The organism is Azospirillum oryzae (assembly GCF_008364795.1).
Lineage (GTDB): Bacteria > Pseudomonadota > Alphaproteobacteria > Azospirillales > Azospirillaceae > Azospirillum > Azospirillum oryzae.
Genome location: NZ_VTTM01000020.1, coordinates 1 through 18,768 on the forward strand (window position 1 = coordinate 1; position 18,768 = coordinate 18,768).

The window sequence follows — 18,768 nt, forward strand, 5'->3', positions numbered from 1 at the left end:
GCAGGTTGAAGGCGCAGGCGAACAGCGCGAAGCACAGAACCTTCATCAGGAAGACGGGATACAGCACGAAGGGTGCCAGGACCGCCAGCAGCAGCCCGGCCCCGGCCAGCAGGATCTTCGGCGAGCCGCCGGACATGACGATACCTTCGTGCAGTGTGTCGCGGGTTTGCATGGTCATGGCTTATCTCTCCCGTCCGAACAGGCCGGCCGGCTTCATCATCAGCACCACGGCCATGATCACGAACACGACGATGTTGGAGGCTTCCGGGTAGACCACCTTGGTCAGTCCCTCCAGCAGCCCCAGTCCCAAGCCGGTGACGATGGCGCCCAGGATCGACCCCATGCCGCCGATCACCACCACCGCGAATACCACGATGATCAGGTTCGACCCCATCAGCGGCGACACCTGATAGATCGGTGCCGCCAGCACCCCGGCCAAACCGGCCAGCGCCACGCCGAAGCCGTAGGTCAGCGACACCATCACCGGCACGTTGATGCCGAAGGCCTGGACCAGCGTCGGGTTCTCCGTCGCCGCGCGCAGATAGGCGCCCAGCTTCGTCCGCTCGATGGCGAACCAGGTGCCCAGGCACACCAGCAGCGACGCCGCGACCACCCAGCCGCGGTAAGTCGGCAGATACATGAAGCCCAGGTTGGTGCCGCCCTTCAGCAGGTCGGGGATCGGATAGGGCTGGCCCGACACGCCGTATTGGTGGCGGAAGGCGCCCTCGAAGATCAGCGCCAGCCCGAAGGTCAGCAGCAGTCCGTAGAGATGGTCGACCTTGTAGAGACGGCGCAGCATGGTGCGCTCCAGAACCAGCCCGACGGCGCCGACCACCAGCGGCGCCAGCACCAGCGCCCCCCAGTAACCGACGCCGGCATAGCTCAGCAGCAGCCACGCCACGAAGGCGCCGACCATGTAGAGCGCACCATGCGCCATGTTGACGACGTTGAGCATGCCGAAGATCACCGCCAGCCCCAGGCTGAGCAGCGCATAGAAGGAGCCGTTGATCAGGCCGAGCAGAAGCTGGCCGAACAGGGCCTGCGGCGGAATGCCGAGCAGTTGGGACATCGGGCGTCTCTCTCCCGCTCACACGCCGAGATAGGTGTGGAGCTTGTCCATGTTGGCGTCGAGCTGGTCGTTGGGGATCATGTCCACCACATGGCCCTCCTCCATCACGTAATGGCGGTCGGCGATGATGGCGGCGAAGCGGAAGTTCTGCTCCACCAGCATGATGGTGAAGCCGCGTGCCTTGAGCGCCCGCACGGCGACGCCGATCTGCTCGATGATGACCGGGGCCAGCCCCTCGGTCGGCTCGTCCAGCAGGATCAGGGTGGCGCCGGTGCGCAGGATGCGGGCGATCGCCAGCATCTGCTGCTCGCCGCCCGACAGCCGCGTGCCCTGGGTCGAGCCGCGGCCCTTCAGGTTGGGGAACAGGTCGTGGATCTGCGGGACCGTCATCCCGCCTTCCTTCACCACCGGCGGCAGCGTCAGGTTCTCGTCCACGCTGAGCGAAGAGAAGATGCCGCGCTCTTCCGGCACATAGCCGATGCCGAGCCGGGGGATCTTGTGCTGGGCCATGCCGATCAGCTCGGTGCCCTGGAAGCGGATCGAGCCGGTGCGCTTGCCCATGATCCCCATGATGGCGCGCATGGTGGAGGTCTTGCCGGCGCCGTTGCGGCCCAGCAGCGTCACCACCTCGCCCTGGCGCACCTCCAGGCTGACGCCGTGCAGCACATGGCTCTCGCCGTAATAGCCGTGCAGGTCGGCGATCTCCAGCATCGCCGTCCCCGTCTGGGCCGTTTTGGTCATCGCGCCGTCAGGCATGTCCGGTCCCCATATATGCTTCCATCACCTGCGGGTTCTTGGAGACGACCTCGTACGGCCCCTCCGCCAGGATCTCGCCGCGGCGCAGAACGGTGATGGTGTCCGACAGGTGGGCGACGACCGACAAATTGTGCTCCACCATCAGCACGGTGCGGTCGGCGGCGACGCGCTTGATCAGCGCCGCCGTGCCCTCGATGTCCTCATGGCCCATGCCGGCCAGCGGTTCGTCCAGCAGCATCACCTCCGGGTCGAGCGCCAGCGTGGTGGCGATCTCCAGCGCGCGCTTGCGGCCATAGGGCAGCTCGGCGGCGGTGTGGCCGGCCCAGGGGGTGAGGTTCACCGCCTCGATCAGTTCCAGCGCCCGGTCATGCAGGTCGTAGAGCGACGATTCGGACTTCCAGAAATGGAAGCTGGTGCCGAGCGGCCGCTGCAGCGCGACGCGGACATTCTCCAGCACGCTGAGGTGCGGGAAGACGGCCGAGATCTGGAAGGAGCGCACCAGCCCCATCAGCGCAATGTCGGCTGGCTTGGTGCGGGTGATGTCGCGGCCCTTGTAGAGGATCTGGCCGCGCGTCGGCGTCAGGAACTTGGTCAGCAGGTTGAACACCGTGCTCTTGCCGGCGCCGTTCGGGCCGATCAGCGCGTGGATGGTGCCCCGCTTCACTTGCAGGTTCACATCCCGAACCGCAACGAACCCCTTGAACTCCTTCGTCAGGTTGCGCGCTTCCAGGATGATGTCGTCGGTGGGTCGGGTGGTCATTCCTGTCCTCTCCCGGTCTTGAGGCCGGTCGGCGGCACGCCGCCCATCACATCTTCTTGACCAGAGGGCACTCGCTTTCCGACAGCGGCCGGAAGGCGCGCTCGGCGGGAATGCTCCGGACCAGCTTGTAATAGTCCCAGGGCGCCTTGGACTCGGCCGGGGTCTTGACCTGGAACAGATACATGTCGCGCAGCACCCGGCCGTCCTCGCGCACCGTGCCGTTCTTCGTCATGAAGTCGTTCACCGGCGTTTCCTTCATCGTCTTCATGACGGTGGGGGCGGCATCGGTCCCGGCGGCCTTGATCGCCTTCAGATAATGGCTGACCGCACCGTAAACGCCGGCCTGATAGAAGGTCGGCATCGCCTTGCGCTTCTCGAAGAAGCGCTTGGAGAAGGCGCGCGTCTCGTCGCTCATGTCCCAGTAGAAGGGGGTCGTCAGCATGATGCCCTGGGTCGCCGGCAGGCCCAGCGCGTGGACCTCGCTGATGGCGAGCAGCAGCGCCACGATGTTCTTGCCCGACTGGCCGAGCCCGAATTCCGCCGCCTGCTTGATGGCGTTCTGGGTATCGGCCCCGGCGGTGGCGAGCGCCACGACCTTGGCCGGCGACGCCTGGGCCTGGAGCAGGAAGGAGGAGAAGTCGGCATTGTTGGCCGGCATCTTCACGCTTCCCACCACCTTGCCCTTCTGGCTTTCGACGACGGCGCCGGTATCACGCTCCAGCGCATGGCCGAAGGCATAGTCGGAGGTCAGGAAGTACCAGCTGTCGAGCCCCGAGGCCACCACCGCCTCGCCGGTCACATGGGCCAGCGCATAGGTGTCGTAGGTCCAGTGGATGCCATTCGGCGTGCAAGCCTTGCCGGTCAGGTCCGAACTGGCCGGCGAGGAGAAGATGGCGACGCGGTTCTTCTCCTTGGTGATCTGCTGCACCGCCAGCGCCACGGCGGAGTTCGGCACGTCGATGATGGCGTCGACCTGATCGACATCGTACCAGCGCCGTGCCGTCGAGGCACCGACGTCGGCCTTGTTCTGGTGGTCGGCGAAGATCAATTCGACGGGCGTGCCGTTGACGGAGCCGCCGAAATCCTCCACCGCCATCTGCGCCGCGGCGATCGATCCTTGCCCGGTGCTGTCGGACAACTGGCCCGACAGATCGGTCAGGACGCCGATCTTGATCTTTCCGTCGCTGTAGGCGGCACTTTGCGCGAGTACCGGCTGGGACAAGGTCTGGGCGAACAGGCAGGCGGCGACGGCCGCCGTTACGGCGTAATGGTTCATCAGTTCCTCCCTAGGGTATTTTTATGGATGGTCAGCGTTGTGGATGCTCAGCCGGCGTCCCTCGACGCGGCGGCATGCTGGGCGGCCAGCCGGCCGAACACGGCGCCGCGCAGGACCGAGGTCGAGCCGGTGTAGACCTGGTGGTAAAGGCCGACCGTCTCGCCCGCCGCATAGAGTCCCGGCATCGGTTGGCCATTGCCGTCCAGCACACGGGCATCGACGTCCACTTTCAATCCGCCGAAGGTGAAGCAGTTGGCCGAGACGATGGGGAAGGCGCGGAACGGCCCCTTGACCAGCGGGCGCGCCCAATTGGTCTTGGCCGGGCTCAGCCCGGTGGTCGCCAGACCGTCCACCCGCGTCGGGTCGAAGCGGGAGGCATCGGCCGGACAGGCGGCGTTGTAGGCGGTGACCGTCGCCAGCGTGGCGTCCAACGGCAGACCCAGCTTGTCGATCAGCGCTTCGAGCGTCGGTGCCTCGATGGCCGGCACGTCGCTGCGGATGCTGGCGCGCCAGCGCGGGATGTCCTCCACCTGATCGTCGAACAGGACATAGGCGATCCCCTCCGGCTGGTCGGCGACGACACGGGTGATGGCATCATAGGTCGCATCGGCGGTGCCCGGCGCCTCGTCGAGGAAGCGCTCGCCGCGCTTGTTGACCAGCACGCCATAGGGCCAGATGAAGATCACCGCTTCCGGCTGGCGCGACCGCGGATCGACCGGCTCGGCATGGTAGGAGCCGAAATCGCCGGCCGCCGCCGCCCCGGCATCGAGCGCCATCCGGATGCCCTCGCCGCGGTTGTAGTAGCCGCCGCGCGCCACCGGCCGCACATGCTTGGCGCGCTGGCCCATGTAGCGGGTCATCATCTCCGGATTGCCCTGATAGCCGCCCGACGCCAGGATTGTCGAACGGCCGCGGATGGCGACGCGCAGGCCGTCGGTCCCGGTGGCATAGACGCCGCCGATGCGGCCGTGGTCGTCGCGCAGCAGTTCCAGCGCGGTGGTGCGGTAGAGCACGCGGGCGCCCAGTGCCCTCGCCTCCGCCATCAGGCGCTCGATCAGCGCGAGGCCGCCGCCCTGCGCGGCAATGCGCTGGGTGTTCTGGGTCAGCAGATAGATGGGCTGCGGTTCGAAACGCAGGCCAAAGCCCTTCAACCAGGCGATGGTCGGCGGCACCCGCTCGGCGAAGCGGGAGATCACCTCCGGATCGGGGAAGGGGTGGGCCTTCACATAGTCCGGCCAATGCTCGTAGGGTTCGGAGGCGGCGGCCAGCACGTTGGGGTCGATGTTCAGCCCAGCGTTGGCGGCGAAATGCTCCTCGAAATCGTCGGCGATCTCGGAATCGTTCTTCATCCGCATATAGGCTTCGGTCCAGCGTGAGTTGCCGCCGAAATCCTCCTCGGGTGCCCGCTCCAGCAGGGTGACCGACAGGCCGGCCTGCAGCGCCGTCACCGCCGCCGAAAGCCCGGCGATGCCGCAGCCGACGATGACCAGATCGCTGATGGCGTAATCAGACATCCGTGTTTCCTCCGTCATTTCATTGATCTTCCGACCTGTCCCGCATCATCCTGCGAGGCGTTCCCGGTCGCTGCCGGGTTCGCTGTCGGCCACCACGATTCCAGCCTCCGTCAGCTGCTCGATCGCCGCCGGACCGTAACCGAGTTCGGCCAGCACCGCGTGCGTATCCTGCCCGACCCGCGGCGGATCGCGGCGGATCGCCAGATCGGCGTCCGCCACATGGATCGGCAGCCGCGGCAGGGCGGTCCGCACCCCGTTGGGCAGGGTGGTAGGCATCAGCCCACCGGTCGCGCGCAGATGCGGGTCATCGAACAGATCCTCGGGCCGGGCGATCGGTGCGAAGGGAATGCGGGCGCGCTCGCACACCGACACCGCCTCGTCCATCGACAGGCTGCCGAACAGACCGGTCAGCAGCGGCAGCAGACGCGGCCGGGCGGCGATGCGGTCGTTGTTGGTGCGGAAGTCCGGATCGTCGCGCAGGTCCGGCCGGTCGATGACGGCGCAGAAGCGCTCCCAATGGCTGTCGGTGGTGATGCCGACGAAGATCGGCCGCCCGTCGGCGGTGCGGAAGGTCTCGTAGACCGCCCAGGCCGACACGCGCTCCGGCATCGGCGGGATCGGCCCGTCCGACTGGGCGGCATAGCAGAGATGCTGCCCCATCAGGAAAACCGTGGTCTCGAACAGGGCTGTTTCGATGGTCTGGCCCTTGCCGGTCCGCTCACGCTCGCGCAGTGCAACCAGGATGGCGATGACCGCGAACATGCCGCCGGTGATGTCCACGACCGAGGTGCCCGCCCGCAGCGGCCGGCCGCTCGGTCCGGTCATATAGGCGAGGCCGGTCATCATCTGCACCACCTCGTCCAGCGCAAGGCGGCCGGCATAGGGGCCGTCGAGGAATCCCTTCAGGCTGGCATAGATCAGGCGCGGGTTGACGCGGGCCAGCGCCTCGGCACCCAGCCCCAGCCGTTGCATCGTGCCGGGGGCGAAATTCTCCACCAGCACGTCGGCCTCGGCGACCAGACGGCGCGCGATGTCGCGGCCTTCCGCCGTCTTCAGATCGACGGCGACCGAGCGCTTGTTGCGGTTGAAATAGCCGAAATAGCCGGTGCCGAAACCCTTGAGATGACGGGTCGGCTCGCCGTTGGGCACCGGCTCGATCTTCACCACGTCGGCGCCGAGGTCGGCGAGGATCATCGCGCAGGACGGCCCCATCACCGTGTGGCCAAAATCGAGGATCTTGACGCCGGCCAGGGGGAGCTTTTTGTCCGGGGATTGAACGGGAGGTTGGTCGCTCATGCTCCGTCTCCTGAAACCGGACGCGGTGGGGCCCCGTCGTAGCGGTAGGGAATGGACGGCGGCATCGGTCCCTTGATGCGGCCGCCCTGCTGCGACTGCTCCCAGGCGTGGGCCATGATGCCGACCGAGCGCGACAGCACGAACAGCCCGCGCCCGAGCCCGGACGGGAAACCGAGTTCGGCGAACACCACGGCGGTGGCGCCGTCGATGTTCATCGGCAGCCGCCTGCCCTTGCGCGCTGCAAGCGCATCCTCCACCGCGCGGCCGATGACGGCGGCCTCTCCGGTCACGGCGCCCTCCCCTCTCGCCGCATCGACCAGGGCCAGCAGCCGGCCGGCGCGGGGATCGACGGGGTGGAAGCGATGGCCGAAGCCGGGGATATGCTCGCGCCGCTCAAGCCGGGCGGCGATCTCGCTCTCCGCCGCCCCGGCCACGGACATGCCGTCCGCCACGTGATCGGCCAGGCGGGCGGCGACGGCGGCGTACAGTTCCATGCATTGCTGGCCGGCACCGCCATGGACATCGCCCAGCGCGTTGATGCCGGACGCGATGGCGTTGTTCAGCCCGACGCCGCAGGTGGCGGCCATGCGGGCGGTGGCGATGGACGGCGCCTGCGGCCCGTGGTCCACCGCCGCCACCAGGGCTGCACCCAGCAGCCGGCCCTGCGCCGGTGTCGGCAACTCGCCGCGCAGCATCAGCCAGACCATGTCGGGGAAGCCGATCGTGCCGATCAGTTCCTCGATGGCGTAGCCGCGCACCCGGATCGAGCCCGGATGGATGTCGATGATCGACGTCCGCCACCAGCCGGTGGCGCTGTCGATGGTCGCTTCGGACATGGGAATGCTCCCGGAGGACTCCCTTCGCAGGCCCGGCCTCAGCCGAGCACGAAGGGGTTGGCGCGGTTGGGTTTGGTGGTGATCCAGACACTTTTGATCTGGAGATATTCCTTGATCGCCTCCACTCCGCCCTCGCGGCCGAGGCCGGAACGCTTGTAGCCGCCGAAGGGCGTGGTGAAACTGGTGGAGCGGTAATTGTTCACCCACACCGTCCCGGCGCGCAGCCGGTCGACGCAGTACATCGCGCGGTGCAGGTCGCGCGTCCAGACGCCGGCTGCCAGACCGAACTCGACATCGTTGGCGATGCGCAGCGCATCGTCCTCGTCCTCGAACGGTATGACGCAGAGGACCGGGCCGAACACCTCCTCCTGGGCGATGCGCATGTCGTTGCGCACCTGCGTGAAGATGGTCGGCGCCACGAACTGTCCCTGGCCGTAGTCCGGCCCCGACAGGGCATGACCGCCGAGCGCACAGACCGCGCCCTCCTGCTTCGCCATGTCGATCATCCGCAGGATCTTCTCCCATTGCGGACGGGTCGCGATGGGGCCGATCTGCGTGTCCATCTTCGACGGGTCGCCGATGCGCGCCTCGGCGGTGGCCGCGACCAGCTTCTCGACGAAGGCATCGTGGATGGTCTTCTGCACCAGCAGGCGCGAGCCGGCCATGCAGGTCTGGCCCGAGGCGCCGAACACGCCGGAGATGGCGCCCTTCACCGCCTGGTCGAGGTCGGCATCGTCGAAGACGATGTTCGGCGACTTGCCGCCCAGTTCCAGTGTCACCTTCTTCAGGCCCGGCGCCGCAGCCTCGTTGACCCGCTGGCCGCCGATGTCGCCGCCGGTGAAGGCGATCTTGGCGGTCAGCGGATGGCGCACCAGCGGCTCGCCCACCTCCGCACCGAAGCCGGTCACGACATTCACGACACCGCGCGGGAACCCCGCCTGATGCGCCAGCTTCGCCAATTCCAGGATGGAGGCGGAGGTGTATTCCGACGGCTTGATGACGATGGTGTTCCCGGCCGCCAGCGCCGGCGCCATCTTCCAGGTGGTCAGCGCCAGCGGGGAGTTCCACGGCGTGATGGCGACGACGACGCCGAGCGGCTCGTACTTCACATAGTTGAAGACGTCGGCCTTGTTGATCGGCACGACCGCGCCCTGAACCTTGTCGGCGAGCCCGGCATAGTAATGGAACCACTGGGCGACGTTCCGCACCTGCCCGCTGACCTCGGCCATCAGTTTCCCGTTGTCGCGCTGCTCGATGGCGCCCAGCCGGTCGACATTGGCCTCGATCAGCTCGGCCAGCCGGCGCAGCAGGGCGCCGCGCTGGGTCGCGGTCAGCCCGGCCCAGTCCGGCGACAGGAAGGCGCGGTGCGCCGCATCCACCGCGCGGTCGGCATCGGCCTGCATGCCGCGCGGGATCTCCGCCCAGGCCCGCCCCGAAAAGGGCTCCGTCGTTTCGAACCACTCGTTGGAAACCGGATCGCACCAGTCCCCGTCGATGAACAGCTTGTAGCGTTCCACCCTCGGCCTCGCAAAAGTTCTGTTAGATAGAACCGTGTTTCATCTAAGAGAACATAGGTGCGCCAAATGCGTCAAGTCCTAACCATTCGCCTCCCCACTTTTTTCAGCCAGGGCCTTGTACCGGCCGTCCTTGACGTACGATGGTGGTGTCGGGGAAAAATGCGCGCCGGAGATGCCCATGGCCCATCTGCCAATGACGGCCCGTCTGCCAATGAAGGACGCGATATGACCGACGCGAAGGCCAACACGACGACCACGTCCTCCGGCGGGGTGGAGTCCGTCGACCGGGCGCTGAGCATCGTCGGCTGCTTCCAGGCGGGCGATCACGCCTTGAGTTTGACGGAGATCGCTGCGCGGACCGGCCTATATAAAAGCACCATCCTGCGGCTGACCGTGTCGCTGGAGAAGGCCGGCTATCTCGTCCGCCACCAGGACAAGTCCTATCGGCTCGGCCCGGAACTGATGCGGCTGGGGGGGCTCTACCAGCGCTCGCTGCGGCTGGAGGATCATGTCCGGCCGGTACTGCGCCAACTGATGCGGGAAAGCGGGGAAAGCGCGTCCTTCTTCCGGCGCGAAGGGGCGTGGCGCATCTGCGCGTTCCGCGAGGATTCGACCCAGGCGATCCGTGACCATGTCCACGAAGGCGACCGCCTGCCCCTGGATCGGGGGGCGGCCGGCCATGTGCTCACCCGCTTCGCCGGAACGGTGTCGGCGGCCGATTTCGCCGCCCTTCCGCTGCGCTCCTTCGGCGAGCGCGAGTCGGAAACCGGGGCCGCCGCCGTGCCGGTCTTTTCCCAGCGGGAGGGGCTGATCGGCGCCCTGACCCTGTCGGGTCCGCTGACCCGCTTCACCGAGGAACGCGTGGCGGTGATGGCGCCCCTGTTGCTGGCCGCCGGCCGCCGGCTGTCCGAGACCCTGGGCGGACACTATGCGAATTGAGGTTTCGCCAGGGCTGCAAGGCCGGCGACAGGGAGGTGACATGGATATGCTGATGCAACAGGTGCGGGACGGGATCGCGTCGTGCGGCTTCTCCTTCATCGCGGCACCCGACATGCAGGTTCTGCTCGGCGAGGCCGGCATGGCGGATTGGGACGGCTTCAGCAGCAGCTGGGACGACCTGGGCCTCGACCTCTACATGGCGGACGGTGGTCGTTACCGGCGGCGGCGCCATGCCGCCTTTGCCCTTTCGGCCGGGGATATCCGGCGCAAGCCGCACCAGCCCCATTACCAGAGCCGCGATTACAATCCGCTCAACGGCGGGATCGAACGCTGGTTCGAGCCGGTCACCTACGGGATCGCGGCGCACCCCGCCCTGCGTGCGATCCTGGCGACCAGCTTCGCCCTGTTCGATCCGTTGACGCCGCCGGACGTCCGTCCCGACGTCTGGCACACGGAGGTTCATCAGTTCCGCATCGAGGCGCGCGCGGGCGAGGCCGCCCAACCGACCCCCGAAGGCATGCATCGGGACGGTGTCGACTGGGTCCTGGTGATGCTGATCCGGCGCGAGAACATCGCAAGCGGCACCACGACGATCCACGACCTCGATGGCCGACCGCTGGGAAGCTTCACCCTGCGCCATCCGCTGGAGTCGGCGGTGCTGAACGACGCGCGGGTGTTCCATGGCGTGACGCCGGTGGAGCCAGCCGACCCGGACCGGCCCGCCTTCCGTGACGTTCTCGTGGTGACCATGCGTCGCCCGTGATTGCGCCGTTCGCTCCGGCCTTTCAGCGTACTGCCGCCGGCGTCGCCTTCGGGAACAGGACGAAGGCCGCCAGCGCAGCCACGGCCGCCGCCAGCCACACCCCGCTCCAGTTCGCCCGTTCCAGGACGTGAGGGATCGCCAACGGGGCGAGGAAGTAGGCGCCGAAGGCAAAGGTGTTGCCGAGGCCGAGAGCCGTGCCGGTGTGCGCGATGCCCGCAATGCTGGCAAGTTCGGTGAAGGCGATGCCGTGCCAGCTGGACGCGACGATCCCGCCGGCGACCAGGGCGACGACCACCGCCGCCACAAGCGCTCCGCCGGACTCCGGCAGGGCGGTGTCGATCGCGACGAAGCCGGCCAGCACGCAGTAGACGATGGCCGTCAGCAAGGCGCATGCCTTGAGGAACGGCCGCCGGTTGCGGCGACGGTCGGTAAAATGGCCGCTCCAAACACGGACGACGGCTGCGCCAAGCTGAATCGCCACGATGCTGGCGCTCACCGCGGCGGTGCCGAGATGACCGACATCGTTCAGAAAGATCGCCGCGAAGGTCACGACCGCCACCTGCGGAATGCACAGCGCGCCGACGCCGAAGACCGTTTTCCAAACCTGCCCGTTGCGCAGCGGTCCCTTTCCGGACATCTGCGAAGCGGTCCCTGCCGGCATCGTCGCCGCCATCACAGAAGGTTCGCTCACCCACAGCCACACGAACCCCGTGGTGGCGAGGCAGAGCGCCGCCAGCGTGCCGTAGACTCCCTGGAATCCGACGCCGTCGGCGAGCGGCGGAAGAATCAGCGCGCCGGCGGCACCGCCGGCCGGCAATGCCATCTGCCGGACACTCATGGCGAAGCCCCGCTCGCCTTCACCGAACCATGCCATGACCGCCCGCCCGCTCGACCCGTTCAGGCTGCCGCCGATCATGCCGACCAGCAGGAAGGCGCCTGCGAGGAACGTTGTGGACGGAATGCGGCCCGGCACCGGCGATAGCAGCAGCGCCATGAGCGCCAGCACCAAACCGGTCAGGCCGAGCCCCGTCAGCAGCACCTTGCGGTCGCCCCAGCGGTCGGTCAGCATCCCCCACAGCAATTCGCTGACGGCGACCCCCAGCCCCATGGCCCCGATCACCAGCCCCAGATCGGTCGCCGCCAGCCCGTAATCGGCCCGCATGGAAACGGCTGTCGCCGGAAGTCCCGTCAAGGCCGCGGCAAAGCTGCCGTTGGCGGCCACGCCAACCCCCAGCACCTTCCAGCGATGGGGGTCCTTGCCGGTGGCCTTGTCGGTGGAATCCCTGCCGGCGCCATTGTCGCAGATATCTCGCAATGAGGCCCGTCGGGCCCGTTCGTCACTGGTCGTCGTCATGTCCGGAAGCCTCGATGTCGCTTGTGCTTGCCTCCTTGCTGATACCGCGTCACAATCATTCTGATAATCAGGATTATCTATACATTCGATCCCGAAAATCAGGATTGTTGGCCGTGAGCAAAGTGATCTTCGATCTCGACGTGCTGCGCAGCTTCGTCACCGGCATGGACCTCGGCAGTTTTGCCAAGGCCGCGGACCGGCTGGGCCGCTCGACTTCGGCGGTGAGCGCACAGATCAGGAAGCTCGAGGAACAGGCCGGCATGGCGATTTTCCGCAAGGCGGGTCGGGGCCTTGCGCTGACCGAGGCGGGGGAAACCATGCTCGCCTACGCCCGGCGCCTGCTCGACCTCAATGACGAGGCGGTCACCGCTCTTCACGGCATGACGTCGGAAGGGTGGCTGCGGGTCGGCATGCAGGAGGATTTTGCGGAAAAGCTGTTGCCGGCGGCGCTCGGCCGCTTTGCCCGCGCGCATCCCAAGGTCCGTATCGAGGCGCGCCTAGGCCGCAACAACGACCTGCTCGACCGGGTGGCGCGGGGACAGCTGGACTTCGCCCTCGCCTGGGACAACGGATCGGCGGCGCCGTTCAAGACGGATATCGCCACTCTTCCCGTCCGCTGGATCGCGCCCGGCACCGGCATGGCGATACCAACATCCGAGGACGGAGCGCTGCCGCTGGTATCCTTTGATGACGGCTGCTGGTTCCGGAGCGTCGGCACTGCTGCGCTCGACCGTGCCGGCCGGGCATGGCGCATCACGCTGACAAGCCCCAGCCTTTCAGGATTATGGGCCGGCGTCGAAGCAGGGCTGGGACTCACCCTCCGAACGTCGATCGGCCTGTCGTCCGGCGTCCGCGTGTTGGAGGAAGGGACCAACGGCCTACCTCCGCTTCCCTCGATAAGCCTCGCGATCTACCGGAAGGATGCGACGCTCGATCCTGTGGCGGAAAGGCTGATCGACATCGTCACGGATGGCGTGCGGGACCTTACCTGACGAAATGCCGCAGACGCCACGGTTGACCGTCAACCGGCTGCGCAACTACCATACCAGCAACTGGAATGGTAGTATGCAACGCCACGAACGGTCCCGAAGCGGCACCGCTCCCGACGATGGCCGGACTGCTCCAGGAAACAGTGCTGAAACGTGCGCCCGCCGCCCGGTGGTGCCGCGGGAATCCTGGATAACCAATTCCCGCGCCCGGCCATCGGTGCGCCCGAACATTGGGCCAAGGCATTCGATGGACCGAATCCGGTGCGCAGATCCTGCGCAGTGACCGGCGGCGGCGTGCGTCCTGGCTGGAGATGCCAATCATGAGCGAACAGTTTATTGCCGACGCCCCACCCGGCCAGTCGGCGGAACCGGCCCGTAAGGCCGGCGGCTTCGGCAACGCGGCGGGCAAAGCGGCGGTCACGGTAAGCAAGACCATCGGCCGCTACCGCTGGACCATCTGCGGCCTGCTCTTCTTCTCGACCACCATCAACTATATGGACCGGCAGGTGCTGGGCCTGCTGAAGTCCACGCTGATGGGCGACATGGGCTGGACCGAGTCCGACTATGGCGACATCGTCGCCGCCTTCTCGCTGGCCTACGCCTTCGGCTATGTCGGCTGCGGCCGGCTGATGGACAAGGTCGGCATCCGCATCGGCCTGCCGGCGGCCGTCGCCGGCTGGAGCTTCTTCGCCTGCATCCATGCCCTGATGGGCAGCGTCCTTGGCTTCAAGGTGGCGCGCGCCGGCCTCGGTCTGACCGAAGGCGGCAATTTCCCGGCCTCGATCAAGGCGGTGTCGGAGTGGTTCCCGGCCAAGGAACGGGCGCTCGCCACCGGCATCTTCAACGCCGGCTCCAACGTCGGCGCGGTCGTGGCGCCGATCCTGGTGCCGATCCTGCTCGCCCTCTATGGCTGGCAGGCGGCCTTCCTGGTCACCGGCGGCATCGGCTTCTTCTGGGTCATCGCCTGGCTGCTGATCTACCGCAAGCCGGAGGAGCATCCGAAGCTGACGGCCGAAGAACTGGCCTATATCCGCAGCGATCCCGTCGAGCCGCAGGAGAACATTCCCTGGATCAAGCTGCTGACCTATCGCGGCACCTGGGCGAACATCGCCGGCACCTGCTTCTCGGCTCCCGTCTGGTGGTTCTACCTGAACTGGGTTCCCGGCTTCCTGAATAAGCAGTATGGCGTCAACCTGTTCGGGGCGATGCTGCCGCTGATCATCATCTACACCATGGCCGATTTCGGCAGCATCGGCGGCGGCTGGTTCTCCTCCCACCTGATCAAGCGCGGCGTGAAGCCCCTGCGCGCCCGCAAGCTGACCTTTCTAGTCTGCGGCCTGTGCGTGCTGCCGGTGTTCTTCGCCTCGACCGTGTCCAACATGTGGCTGGCCGTTCTGCTGATCGGCATCGCCGCCTCCGCCCACCAGGGCTATTCGGCCAATGTCTACACCATCGTGTCCGACACCATGCCGCGCAACGCGGTGGGATCGGTGGTCGGCATCGGCGGCTTCTGCGCCTATTTCGTCGGCATGTTCGTGTCGATGGGCGTCGGCCGCCTGCTGGACGCCACCAACGGCAACTATCAGGTGCTGTTCGGCATCGCGTCGGTGCTCTACCTCGTCGGTCTGGCGATCATGCATCTGATCCTGCCGAAGACCGGATCGGGCAAGACCCCGGCTGGGATCGAAGTCTGACCTCGCCTGAACTCCGCCTCACCACTCCGGGGCGCCCCGCCCCGGAGTCCTCACCAGCGACCAACAGTCTTACCGAATGACGGTGCACCGGCCACCCGCACTGCCCCCTTGAGGCAGCGGACAGGGAGACCGCAGCGACCGCAGCGAACCGGAGCCCATCATGCCCGACGCGAACACCGCCCTGCTGGCGGCCCGTCCTTCACGAACCCGCCTATCCACAGACAGCCTCGACCGCCTGGCCCCGGCCATCGGGCGTCCCGCCTACGACCGCGCCGCGGTGACGCCGGGCATCGTTCATATCGGCCTCGGCGCCTTCTGCCGCGCCCATCTCGCCACCTACACCGATGACGTGCTGGCGACCGGCGACCGGAACTGGGGCATCGTCGGCGTCGATCCGCTTTCCCCCGCGATCCGCGACGCGCTGAAGCCGCAGGATTGCCTCTACACCCTGCTGGTGCGCGAGGAGAACCGCGACCGGCTGCGCATCGTCGGCTCCTTCCTCGACGCGCTGGCGACCGACGACCAGCTGGACGACGTGCTGGCCCTGATGGCGAAGCCGGAAATCCGGATCGTCACGCTGACGGTCACGGAAAAGGGCTATTGCCAGGACGCCGCCACCGGTTCGCTGGACGAGGCGCATCCGCTGGTCCGCGCCGACCTTGCCGACCCCGCCAACCCGCGCAGCGTCCCCGGCCTGCTGGCAGAAGCGATCCGCCGCCGCCGCGCCGCCGGGGTGCCACCCTTCACCGTGCTGGTCTGCGACAACCTCGCCCAGAACGGCATCAAGGTACGCGGCATCGTCGTGCGCTATGCCGAGTTGTGCGATCCGGAGCTTGCCGCCTACATCGCCGGGCAGGTCAGCTTCCCCTGCACGATGGTCGACCGCATCACCCCCGCCACCCAGGACGCCGACCGCGTCACGGTGGAGGAAGCCACCGGCTGCGGCGATGCATGGCCGGTGGTGAGCGAGCCGTTCAAGCAGTGGGTGATCGAGGACCGCTTTCCGCTCGGCCGCCCGGCTTGGGAAAAGGCCGGCGCCATCCTGGTCGAGGACGTCCATCCGTTCGAGCTGATGAAACTGCGCTGCCTGAACGGTGCCCATTCGCTGCTGGCCTACCTGTCGGTGATCGCCGGGATCGAGACCATCGCCGACGCCATGGCCGACCCGCAGTTGCCGGCCGTCATGCGCCGTCTGTGGGAATGCGACCTCATCCCCACGCTGCCGCCGGTGCCGGGAACCGACATCCCCGCCTATACCGCGGCGCTGGAAGCGCGCTTCCGCAACCCCGGCATCCGCCACCGCACGATCCAGATCTCGTCGGACGGCTCGCAGAAGCTGCCGCCGCGCCTGCTGGAGCCGGCGCGCGAGCTGTTCGCCGCCGGCAAGGTTCCGGCAGTGATCCCGCTGGCCGTCGCCGCCTGGATGCGCTTCCTGCTGGAACAGGACGAAGCCGGCTCCGCCTACACCGTCGCCGACCCGCTTGCAGCGGCCCTGACCGGCATTGCCCGCGCCCACCGCAGCGATGCCAGCGCTCTGGCGGCCGCCCTGTTCGCCATCGAGGACATCTTCGCACCGGAACTGGTGGCGGAAGCCGCCTTCCGCACTGCGGTCGTCCGGCATCTCGACAGCCTGATGAGCGTCGGCGTCGCCAAGACGCTGGCCGCCTTCCTCGCCGCCTCATGACTTTCGGCGGCCATCAACCCCGCCAACGCACCCGAATTTGAAAGGACCCCATCATGCAGGAAACCTGGCGCTGGTTCGGCCCGGACGATCCCGTCACTCTGGAAAAGGCCCGTCAGGCCGGTGCGACCGGCATCGTCACGGCGCTGCACCACATGAATCAGGGCAGCGTCTGGACGCCTGAAGAAATCCAGAAGCGCCGTGCCATGATCGAAGCTGCCGGCCTGACCTGGGCGGTGGTGGAAAGCATCGGCGTCGGCGAGGAGATCAAGACCCGCACCGGCGACTTCCGCACCAAGATCGACAATTACAAGCAGTCGATCCGCAATGTGGCCCGCGCCGGCATCCCGGTGATCTGCTACAACTTCATGGTCATCACCGACTGGAGCCGGACCAACCTGATGCACCGGCTGCCGAACGGCGGCTATGCCCTGCGCTACGACAGCGTCGATTTTGCCGCCTATGACCTGTTCGTGCTCAAGCGCCGCAATGCGGAGGCCAGCTACGACCCCGCGCACATCGCCGCCGCCAAGGCGCGGTTCGAGGCGATGACGATCGAGCAGGTCGCCGAACTGGAACGCAACCTGATCGACTGGCTGCCGGCCCGCGACTTCGCCTATGACCGCGACAGCTTCCGCGGCATGCTGGAGCTGTATCAGGAGATCGGCGTGGAGGATCTGCGCGCCAACCTGATCGAGTTCCTGCGCGAGATCACGCCGGTCGCGGAAGAGGAAGGGGTGCGGCTGTGCATCCACCCCGACGACCCGTCCTTCCCCATCTTCGGGTTGCCGCGCGTCATGTCCACCGCGGAGGATGTCCGGGCGCTGTTCGACGCCGTGCCGCAGGAGGCCTGTGGCCTGACCCTGTGCACGGGCTCCTTCGGGTCCAACCCGAAGAACGATCTGGTGGCGATGGCGAAGGAGTTCGCCCCGCGCATCCATTTCGTCCATCTGCGCAACACCACGCACGAGCCCGACGGCTCCTTCTACGAGGCCGACCATCTCGGCGGCGACACGGACCTGATCGGCGTGGCTGCGGCGATGATCGACGAGGAGGCCCGCCGCAAGGAGATCGGCCGTGCCGACGCCCAAATCCCGATGCGCCCCGACCACGGCCATCTGCTGGGCGATGATATCGGCCAGACGATGAACCCCGGCTATTCCTTCGTCGGGCGTTTGAAGGGTCTGGCCGAACTGCGCGGCGTCATGCGCACCATCGAAGCCTTCCGCGAAAAGCGGGTGGCGTGACCGGTGGCGGGGCCCCTCTCCAGTGCGGGGCGAGGGGCCCCGCCATCCGGGCGCGGATGGTCGTCTCCGCAGTCATGCGCCCTCTCCCTCCCCGGCCTTCCGCCGGGCGGCCAGAGCCAGCATCAGCCCGCGGTCGCGCTCGGCCTCCAGCGTGGCTACGGAGCGGCCGGCGGCTTCCCGCGCGATGCCGTCGACCAGCAGCCGGCAGACTTCGGGCGTCAGGCTCGGGGTGCCGAGAGTCGCCCAGCGCCGTTCCTGGCTCGGCCCCAGATGGTCGAGGTAATGGGCGATGCCGCCGGGCCCGCCGCCCAGGTGATAGGCCATGTGGGCGCCGATCACCGACCAGCGCAGGCCGGGACCATGCACGAGCGCGGCATCGACCTCGGCGACATCGGCGATGCCCTCCGCGACGATGTTCACCGCCTCGCGCCACAGGGCGGAGGCCAGACGGTTGGCGATGTGACCCACCGCATCCTTCTTCAACGTCACCGTCACGCGGCCGACGCTGCGGTAGAAGGTCTCGGCCCGGCCCAGCGTCTCCGCATCGCCGGCGAACAGTTCGACCAGCGGCATCAGATGCGGCGGATTGAAGGGGTGGGCCGTGATGAAACGGTCACGCCGCGCCACGCCCGCCGCCAGATCGGTCCAGGTCAGTGAAGAGGTGCTGCTGGCGATCACCGCGTCGGGCGCAGCCGCAGCCTCCACCTCCGCATAGAGCGCATGCTTGATGGCGGCCTTCTCGGGCGCGTTCTCCTGAATCCACGCGGTGCCCCGGACAGCCTCGGCGACCGATGACGCGACGGACAGGCGGCCCGGCCGGTCCGCCGTGGCCCCGAGCGCCCGCAATTGCCCGAGCAACGGCTCCACGCGTTCCGGCAGGGCGGCCAGCACGCCGCCGTCGGGATCCCAGGCGACCACATCCAGCCCATGGGCCAGAAACAGCGCCGACCAACTCTGCCCGATCAGCCCGCAGCCAAGAACAGCAACGGACGAGATCGGCGGCGGGGATGACGGCATTGGGAACTCTCCTGCGCGGTGATGTCGGATATGGAAACGCGGTGCGGCCGGAGTTGGACT

Annotated in this window: 16 protein-coding genes; 6 read left to right on the forward strand and 10 right to left on the reverse strand. The window is 67.5% G+C overall.

Features of this window, described 5'->3' with window-relative positions; translation table 11 throughout:
• Positions 1–181: 181 nt before the first annotated feature.
• The 8 genes from FZ938_RS29625 to FZ938_RS29660 are packed head-to-tail and all read right to left on the reverse strand — an operon-like array spanning position 182 to position 9,024.
• Positions 182–1,069: a branched-chain amino acid ABC transporter permease gene (locus FZ938_RS29625; RefSeq protein ID WP_109155389.1), complete on the reverse strand. Its 888-nt coding sequence runs from the start codon at positions 1,067–1,069 to the stop codon at positions 182–184.
• A gap of 18 nt (positions 1,070–1,087) precedes the next feature.
• Complete coding sequence (locus FZ938_RS29630; protein ID WP_149201757.1) at positions 1,088–1,825, reverse strand: ABC transporter ATP-binding protein; 738 nt, start codon at positions 1,823–1,825, stop codon at positions 1,088–1,090.
• A complete protein-coding gene (locus FZ938_RS29635) occupies positions 1,818–2,585 on the reverse strand; it encodes an ABC transporter ATP-binding protein (protein ID WP_149201758.1) in 768 nt (255 codons plus the stop codon). Before FZ938_RS29635 ends, FZ938_RS29630 begins: the two co-directional genes overlap by 8 nt.
• Positions 2,586–2,631: 46 nt before the next feature.
• Entirely contained in the window at positions 2,632–3,861 is a 1,230-nt protein-coding gene (locus FZ938_RS29640) for an ABC transporter substrate-binding protein (RefSeq protein ID WP_149201759.1), read from the reverse strand.
• A 47-nt stretch (positions 3,862–3,908) separates the two neighbouring features.
• The gene (locus FZ938_RS29645; protein ID WP_149201760.1) at positions 3,909–5,375 is read right to left on the reverse strand and encodes an FAD-dependent oxidoreductase; all 1,467 of its coding nucleotides are present in this window, start codon (positions 5,373–5,375) and stop codon (positions 3,909–3,911) included.
• A 45-nt stretch (positions 5,376–5,420) separates the two neighbouring features.
• A complete protein-coding gene (locus tag FZ938_RS29650; RefSeq protein WP_149201761.1) occupies positions 5,421–6,671 on the reverse strand; it encodes a CaiB/BaiF CoA transferase family protein in 1,251 nt (416 codons plus the stop codon).
• The gene (locus tag FZ938_RS29655; protein ID WP_149201762.1) at positions 6,668–7,507 is read right to left on the reverse strand and encodes a citryl-CoA lyase; all 840 of its coding nucleotides are present in this window, start codon (positions 7,505–7,507) and stop codon (positions 6,668–6,670) included. Before FZ938_RS29655 ends, FZ938_RS29650 begins: the two co-directional genes overlap by 4 nt.
• Before the next feature lie 38 nt (positions 7,508–7,545).
• Positions 7,546–9,024, reverse strand: a complete 1,479-nt coding sequence (locus tag FZ938_RS29660) for an aldehyde dehydrogenase (protein WP_149201763.1) — start codon at positions 9,022–9,024, stop codon at positions 7,546–7,548.
• 225 nt (positions 9,025–9,249) lie between these two features.
• Here FZ938_RS29660 and FZ938_RS29665 point away from each other — a divergent pair, with 225 nt between their 5' ends.
• On the forward strand, positions 9,250–9,963 hold the full coding sequence (locus FZ938_RS29665) for an IclR family transcriptional regulator (protein WP_174757138.1): 714 nt from the start codon (positions 9,250–9,252) through the stop codon (positions 9,961–9,963).
• Between the two features lie 40 nt (positions 9,964–10,003).
• A complete protein-coding gene (locus tag FZ938_RS29670; RefSeq protein ID WP_246457364.1) occupies positions 10,004–10,726 on the forward strand; it encodes a 2OG-Fe dioxygenase family protein in 723 nt (240 codons plus the stop codon).
• Positions 10,727–10,748: 22 nt separating this feature from the next.
• Here FZ938_RS29670 and FZ938_RS29675 read toward each other — a convergent pair whose 3' ends face one another.
• Positions 10,749–12,080 carry an MFS transporter gene (locus tag FZ938_RS29675; RefSeq protein WP_149201766.1) on the reverse strand — a complete coding sequence of 444 codons (1,332 nt, stop codon included), beginning with the start codon at positions 12,078–12,080 and terminating at the stop codon, positions 10,749–10,751.
• Positions 12,081–12,193: 113 nt separating this feature from the next.
• Between FZ938_RS29675 and FZ938_RS29680 the strand changes: the two genes are divergently transcribed.
• The 4 genes from FZ938_RS29680 to uxuA all read left to right on the forward strand — a co-directional run bounded on the left by FZ938_RS29680 (position 12,194) and on the right by uxuA (position 17,691).
• Complete coding sequence (locus tag FZ938_RS29680) at positions 12,194–13,072, forward strand: LysR substrate-binding domain-containing protein (protein ID WP_149201767.1); 879 nt, start codon at positions 12,194–12,196, stop codon at positions 13,070–13,072.
• Between the two features lie 317 nt (positions 13,073–13,389).
• Entirely contained in the window at positions 13,390–14,763 is a 1,374-nt protein-coding gene (locus tag FZ938_RS29685) for an MFS transporter (protein WP_149201768.1), read from the forward strand.
• A 160-nt stretch (positions 14,764–14,923) separates the two neighbouring features.
• Positions 14,924–16,447 carry a mannitol dehydrogenase family protein gene (locus FZ938_RS29690; RefSeq protein WP_149201769.1) on the forward strand — a complete coding sequence of 508 codons (1,524 nt, stop codon included), beginning with the start codon at positions 14,924–14,926 and terminating at the stop codon, positions 16,445–16,447.
• A gap of 53 nt (positions 16,448–16,500) precedes the next feature.
• The gene (gene uxuA, locus FZ938_RS29695; RefSeq protein ID WP_149201770.1) at positions 16,501–17,691 is read left to right on the forward strand and encodes a mannonate dehydratase; all 1,191 of its coding nucleotides are present in this window, start codon (positions 16,501–16,503) and stop codon (positions 17,689–17,691) included.
• 72 nt (positions 17,692–17,763) lie between these two features.
• On the opposite strand, the gene FZ938_RS29700 is transcribed toward uxuA, so the two are convergent.
• Complete coding sequence (locus FZ938_RS29700) at positions 17,764–18,708, reverse strand: 3-hydroxyacyl-CoA dehydrogenase NAD-binding domain-containing protein (protein WP_149201771.1); 945 nt, start codon at positions 18,706–18,708, stop codon at positions 17,764–17,766.
• Positions 18,709–18,768: the final 60 nt, after the last annotated feature.